The following is a 4,607-nucleotide window of genomic DNA, read 5'->3' as shown; positions in this document are numbered from 1 at the left end:
AAAAACTTTGCAACAGAACCAGGCGTTTCAACATTTGAATGATAAGGAAACTCCTATTTTACACTAAGATCAAGGTTGGCATTATCAAATGTGACAATATCATCAGTCGCTTAAAAAACATAACGTTATCCAAAGTATGTCCCGTAAGGGAAATTGCTTAGATAATGCAGTCATGGAAAATTTCTTTGGCTTATTAAAGTCTGAATTACTTTATCTTAAAGAGTTTGAAAGTATGGAACAATTTAAGCAAGAACTAGAAACTTATATTCATTACTACAATCACAAAAGAATTAGAACAAAACTAAAAGGATTGTCCCCTGTGCAATACAGAGTTCAATCCTTAGTAGCTGCTTAATATATTTGTCTAATTTTTTGGGTTCAGTTCAATAATTCAAGCGGTCTTTTCATTAGTTTGCTTTATAAAATTGTTGGATGGCTTCGTCGATGTAAACCCAGCCTTTCCAACCTAAGTGCATATGATCTTTTAAGAAGTATTTATCGTATTCATGATTTGAGAAGTCGGCAATTGGATAACCAGCTTTTTCAATTTGCTCATGAACTTTCTTATAGTATGCTTCGCGGCGTTCTTTCGGGAAGCCAGCGTAGTCGTACCAAGGACCTTTTACAGGAACAGAAATGAAGAGTGGTTTTGCACCAGATTGTTTTAATAAATCAAGTACAATTTGTAAATCTTCATATTCTGGCGATTGGTCATAAGCATCATTTTTTAAGTAACCTTCACGTTGTTTTAATTTTTTCTTAATTTTGCTATTGAAATAATCATCTTCAATACCGTATTCGTTAGATCCAGATTCCACTGCACCTGTTTGATCCGCATGTTTACGAGCCTCTTCCCAGTTCATTTGTTTTAATGAAGGGTCAAGCTTTTCTTTGTGCGGTTTAATATTAAACATGGCTGTAAATAAATCTTTACGATCTAAAATGTTACGGTAAATATAAGCGAAAGGTTTAGCAGCAAGTGCTTTTACTTTATACTTCGTATCATCATAAGCGATACCTTCAAGTGAAATTTTTAATAAAGTTTCTTTTTTTACAATCTCAAAGTTTAATAAACGCTTTGCAATTTGTTTTTTCATTTCAGGTTTTAAATCATTGTTGAAAATGAAGTGGTAACCTTGTTGTTTTGAAAAGTTTGGTGCAAAGTGCGTTTCATCAATACCTTGTGGTACAAACCATTGCGGAGAAAGAACAAATACCATTTTCTTATCTTTCAATTGATCCATTGTAGATGCGAAGTTTAACACATGTACAAGGTCTTGTGTTCCGCCGCGTCCAAGAAGGAATGGTGTGAACCCTTCAGGCTTTACTTTAAAATAATTAGATGGATGGAAAGCATCCATACGTGCGAATTCCGATGAACCGTACATCGGAAGATATTTTGGATTTGCTAACATCTTTTGCTGTAAAATCATACTTTGAATTTTTTCTTCTTTTAAAGAAGTAGCAGCTTGTTCTACTTTTTCATCACTTAAAAGTGGAAGTAGGAAGCGCGTTGGAATAAGTAAGAATACAGCAAAAAGGGCCAATGCTAAAAGCATCGGACCAAATTTTGCTTTGTTCATCGGATTTCTTCCAACTTTTTAATAACCATGTTTGGTGTAGCCCACTCGTCACGGTCAAAATCAGAAATAGAAACTTCAATATCTAAACGCTCTTGGAATTCAACTAATAAAGATACTACAGCGAAAGAATCAAGGATACCTTCTTCAAATAATTGAACATCTAAGTTTTCTTTCACAATATCGTTTTCACATACTTCTTCTAAAATATCTAATACTTGCTCTTTGAATTCTGCCATTTTTAAAATCTCCTTTATATCCGAAATATATTATATGTGCAACTTCTTAATGGAATAAGAAGGGTGCATTAAAAGTATCTGTTAAGGTGTCCAGAGAAGATTAGGAAACCGAAACATACAACGTGGAACGTAATTACAATCGCAAGGATGCGTGTAAATTTAGTGTTTGGCCAAAACTTATGCTTCTTGTTTTTTCGTTCGAAAATATCGAATAAAATAAACAGTGCGGCATGATATAGACCATAAATAATATACTGCGCAACAGCGCTTCCTTGGATATGCCAAATTCCCATAATGAAAAAGTTTAAAAATGCACCGATATATGAAATTGTGTAACGGTTCTTAATTAACTTTTTCTTCGTTGCAAAAAAGACGAAACGCATGTAAATAAAATCACGGAACCAGAATGATAAACTCATGTGCCAGCGGTTCCAGAAGTCTTTAATATTACGACTAAGGAATGGCTTATTAAAGTTTTCTGGCGTTTTAATTCCCATCATATAACTTACACCAATTACAAAAGAGCTATAACCAGCAAAATCAAAGAATAGATATAAGCTATAGCTATACATGTAAATCATATTTGAAAAGATTGTATCGTGTTGAGCGAATGCTGGATCCATACAATATTGCTTTATTAAGTAAGCAATAATAAATTTATACAAGAAACCTTGGAAAATACGATTTAGTCCTGTATATAGTAAATTTTGATATTCTTCAGCGCTAGGTGGCTTTTGAATATCTTTTTGGAATCTTCTGTAACGATCGATAGGTCCTGTTGAAATTGCAGGGAAGAATAAAACGAATTCCCAGAAGTTAAAGAAAGAAAGCTCTTTAATTAAACCATCACGAACTTCAAATACCATTTGAACTGCTCTGAATGTTACGTAAGATATACCTAGAAAAACAACAAGTTTTAACTCAGGTAATAACGATGCAAATGGTGCGATTTTTGCCAAAATAAGAGGCAAAATCGATAAAATAACAGCTATGCAAAATGTGAATGTACTATTATTTTGTTTTCTTAAAATTAAATAGCCTTTAATAAGGGCATATTGCCAAATAATAAATGCAGCTAACATCATTGCTTGCTTTGGTTTATCTGAGAAGATAATAGCAAGCATGACTAATGTTAAAACGGCATTATATTTACGCAACATTTTACCTTTTAATCCAGCTATGATAGTAGGTATTAATAAAATGCCCACTATAGCGAAAAAATAAAATGATCCATATGCGGTCATGCTGTAACCTCACTCAATAATTTTTTGCGATCTACCTTTCCATTTGGTGTCATTGGAATAGAAGATTGATACATGAATTTACGTGGAATCATGTAGTTTGGTAATCGCTCATTGAGTTCTTTTTTGATTGCAGATGTTAATTTGAATTCTTTTTCAAACGAATGCTCTCCAGGAACAACAACCGCTAATAAATAATCGTATTTCTCACCTTTTTTAATTGGAACGATAACTGCTCCCTCAACGTAAGAACACGCACGAAGGTGATGCTCAATTTCTTCTAATTCCATTCGATAACCATGCAGCTTAATTTGGAAATCAAGACGACCATTATAGAATAGAAGACCATTTTCTACATAGCCAGCATCGCCTGTTTTATAGGCACGCTCACCGTCAATCATAGTAAATGCTTTTTCTGTTAATTCAGGGCTTCCTAAGTATCCAACGCTTACGCTTGGACCGACAATTACGATTTCACCTTTTTCACCATCAGGTGCAATCGTGCCATCTTCTTTCATAATAAGAAGGCGACAGTCTGATTTACAATAGCCAACTGGAAGTGATTTGTATTGATCAAGTACTTCTTCTGTAACGTGAATACCTGTTACAGCGACAGTAGCTTCTGTTGGACCGTACGTATTCATAATTGTTGCATTTGGGAAACGCTCAATTAATTTTCTAGCTACTTCATTTGGTAATACTTCACCACAGAATAAGAATGTTTTCATGTTCGGTAGCATACTCTCAGAGAAGGATGCTTCCATTAAACACATTTCAGCGAAAGAAGGTGTGGAAGTCCATACTTGTATATCCGATTGCTCTAAAGAAGCAAACAAGTCTTTTGGACGCGCAATCATATCTTTATCGATTGCCCAAAGTGTACCACCTGTTACTAATGATGGATAAATATCCATGACAGATAAATCGAATGAGAAAGGTGCTTGGTTTAAGAATACTTGCCCTGTTTGTAAGTTAAAATCTTCTACAGCCCATTTTGTAAAGCTAACAAGGCAGTTATAAGTAATCTGAACCCCTTTCGGATTACCTGTGCTTCCTGATGTGTAAATAATGTAGAAGTTCTCATCACCTTTTACCGCATGTTCAGGATTTGGAGTGTTCCCTTTATGAGTAAAGAAAATATCTTTTAAGTTGTCTTCACTTACGATGCGAACTGGTAAATCAGTTACAGTTACTGCTGCTGCCGATAAAAGTAATTTCGCACCAGAATTTTCAGCGATACGTTGTACACGATCAGCTGGGATAGATAAATCTACAGGAATATAAGCATGTCCAGCTTTTACACATCCTAAAAAGTTAATAATCATTTCAGGTTGCATATGGCCATACACCATAATTGGTGAACGATCATCTGGATACGCAGAAGAAATCCAATGTGCTAACGCATCAGAATCTTCCTTTAATTGTTTGTACGTAATTTTCGCATCTCGCCAAACAAAAGCAGTTTGATCAGGCGTTTCAATAGCCCACTTTTCAATTAGTTCTAATAACTTCATAACGTTCCCACCCTAGAATTCATTGTAAATAAA

General features: G+C 34.6%; 4 protein-coding genes and 1 pseudogene. 1 reads left to right on the top strand and 4 read right to left on the bottom strand.

Going from position 1 to position 4,607, the window contains the following annotated elements; genetic code table 11:
* Positions 1 to 355 (top strand): annotated as a pseudogene (locus CN409_RS30385) (transposase); the annotation flags it as partial.
* 52 nt (positions 356 to 407) lie between these two features.
* On the opposite strand, the gene dltD reads toward CN409_RS30385, so the two are convergent.
* The 4 genes from dltD to dltA form a co-directional block, all read right to left on the bottom strand.
* On the bottom strand, positions 408 to 1,583 hold the full coding sequence (gene dltD / locus CN409_RS30380) for a D-alanyl-lipoteichoic acid biosynthesis protein DltD (RefSeq protein WP_001030287.1): 1,176 nt from the start codon (positions 1,581 to 1,583) through the stop codon (positions 408 to 410).
* Positions 1,580 to 1,819, bottom strand: a complete 240-nt coding sequence (gene dltC / locus CN409_RS30375; protein WP_000807310.1) for a D-alanine--poly(phosphoribitol) ligase subunit DltC — start codon at positions 1,817 to 1,819, stop codon at positions 1,580 to 1,582. The genes dltD and dltC overlap by 4 nt, the downstream gene beginning before the upstream one ends.
* 68 nt (positions 1,820 to 1,887) lie before the next feature.
* On the bottom strand, positions 1,888 to 3,063 hold the full coding sequence (gene dltB / locus CN409_RS30370) for a D-alanyl-lipoteichoic acid biosynthesis protein DltB (protein ID WP_000127955.1): 1,176 nt from the start codon (positions 3,061 to 3,063) through the stop codon (positions 1,888 to 1,890).
* Entirely contained in the window at positions 3,060 to 4,574 is a 1,515-nt protein-coding gene (dltA, locus tag CN409_RS30365; RefSeq protein ID WP_000770497.1) for a D-alanine--poly(phosphoribitol) ligase subunit DltA, read from the bottom strand. Before dltA ends, dltB begins: the two co-directional genes overlap by 4 nt.
* Positions 4,575 to 4,607 lie beyond the last annotated feature (33 nt).

The organism is Bacillus sp. AFS012607 (assembly GCF_002558005.1).
GTDB lineage: Bacteria > Bacillota > Bacilli > Bacillales > Bacillaceae_G > Bacillus_A > Bacillus_A thuringiensis_S.
Note: the sequence above shows the minus strand (reverse complement) of the source record. Positions and strands in the feature narration are given on the sequence as shown.